At 49.9% G+C, this 1520-nt stretch carries 1 protein-coding gene and 1 pseudogene; both read right to left on the bottom strand.

Going from position 1 to position 1520, the window contains the following annotated elements; all coding sequences use genetic code 11:
- Window positions 1-307, bottom strand: a 307-nt coding sequence (locus tag R7P72_RS24155; RefSeq protein WP_318110849.1) for a type II secretion system protein M, incomplete at its 3' end; no start/stop codon positions are given.
- A 7-nt stretch (window positions 308-314) separates the two neighbouring features.
- Window positions 315-1517 (bottom strand): annotated as a pseudogene (gene gspL / locus R7P72_RS24150) (type II secretion system protein GspL).
- Window positions 1518-1520 lie beyond the last annotated feature (3 nt).

Below are 1520 nucleotides of genomic sequence, written 5' to 3'. Positions count from 1 at the left end.
ACACTTCCACCCTAAAATGGCGCGCTGATGAACAGACAAGTTGGTTCAGTGGCTGATAGGAAAACCTGACACCCCCGCTTTTTCTCAATGCGGTAATGTCATCAGCTTTGTCTTGTACCCATGTAAGCAATTGCTTTTCACTTTGGATACGAGATTGCGCCAACTCTGCACGTTGGCTCATCGGCTGCAGCAGCCCCCAGTAAAGAATGCCAAGGATGGCGAATGCACCACAGCCCAGCACAAGTCGTTGTTCACGCTGAGAGATGCCACTCCACCAAGCTTGCGCTTGAGAAATTAAATTCTTCATCATCACCTCACTGACGCTTCAACACAAAGCTACCCATCACAACGTTATCGCTGCGATTAAGCTGACCTTGCTCAACATTAAACTTCTCAGCCAACTTCACACGTGCCTGCTCAAAAGGCTGGAAGTCTGAGCTACGTGCGTGAATGCGCACTTCACCACGTTGGCCGTCATACTTAAAGCTGGTGATTTCTAGATCTTTCACCTGACCAAGCGTTGCTGGCAAGGCAGCAAGCCAAGACAACATCGCAACATCTGTTGAGCCACCAGACAAACGGCGCTCTTCATCTGTCATTTGACGCTTTAAGTAACTTACGGTCGGAATTCGATTCTTGTTTGGGAAAACCTGACGGAAAATACGTTCGCTTTCTTCACGATAGGCTTGTGCTTGCGCCTCGTACTTGTGGACGACGAGAAGTTGCTGAGCCACGACCACCACTAACAAAACACCCGCAGCGATAGCCGCCTTTTGCCAAACTTTCCAGTACTTACCCCAAGAAGACTTCGGCTTAAACTCGCCAGTTAACAGGTTCGTTTTACTACTCGCGACGCCTTTTGCGAGCAACGCCATCGTCATTTCTTCTGGCTTAGGAACCCATACACTCTCAACAGTCGATTCTGGCACGGAACTGTAGCAATCGAGTTGCCAACCTTCATGGTTTTGCAGGTAAGAAGAGAGGTAAAGATCCAGCCACGCCGAATCCACCACCGCGCCTTCCGTCTCTGAGTGACGAATTAGCCATTGCTCACCAATCAGTGCCGCACTGCTGTTGTCATCACTGACAGGCAATGCCAATACATCTGGCAAGATGCGTTTGACGGTCAACCCTTGGCTAGCAAAACGCTGTAGCACGGTTTGTACCCATGCGCGCTCGACCGCACACACTTGTGCTTTATCCGCTTGCTTACCCAATACGGTGAAGTGCAAGCTATCCACATCTTGCGCGACTTCATCTTCAATCAAATAAGGCAACATGTTGTCGAACTGACGTGTAGCACCAGGCGGAATGTCCACCTGAGTTAACACCACATCATTACTCGCTAGTAAAGCGATGACTTGGCGCTGGCCGGCATACGATACCAACTCATCCAAGTGTTACCATCCGGCAAGTTCACCGCTGGCAATCACTTACTGTTGTTCTGTCGACCACACCACCCAAGGAATGGTACTTTGTTGTTCGCTACTCAGCCGAACGGTCAGAAACTCGCTCACTGA

Origin of the sequence: Vibrio sp. Vb0888 (assembly GCF_033338835.1) — a bacterium.
Taxonomy (GTDB): Bacteria; Pseudomonadota; Gammaproteobacteria; order Enterobacterales; family Vibrionaceae; genus Vibrio; species Vibrio alginolyticus.
This window is presented reverse-complemented; position numbering and strand designations above follow the sequence as displayed.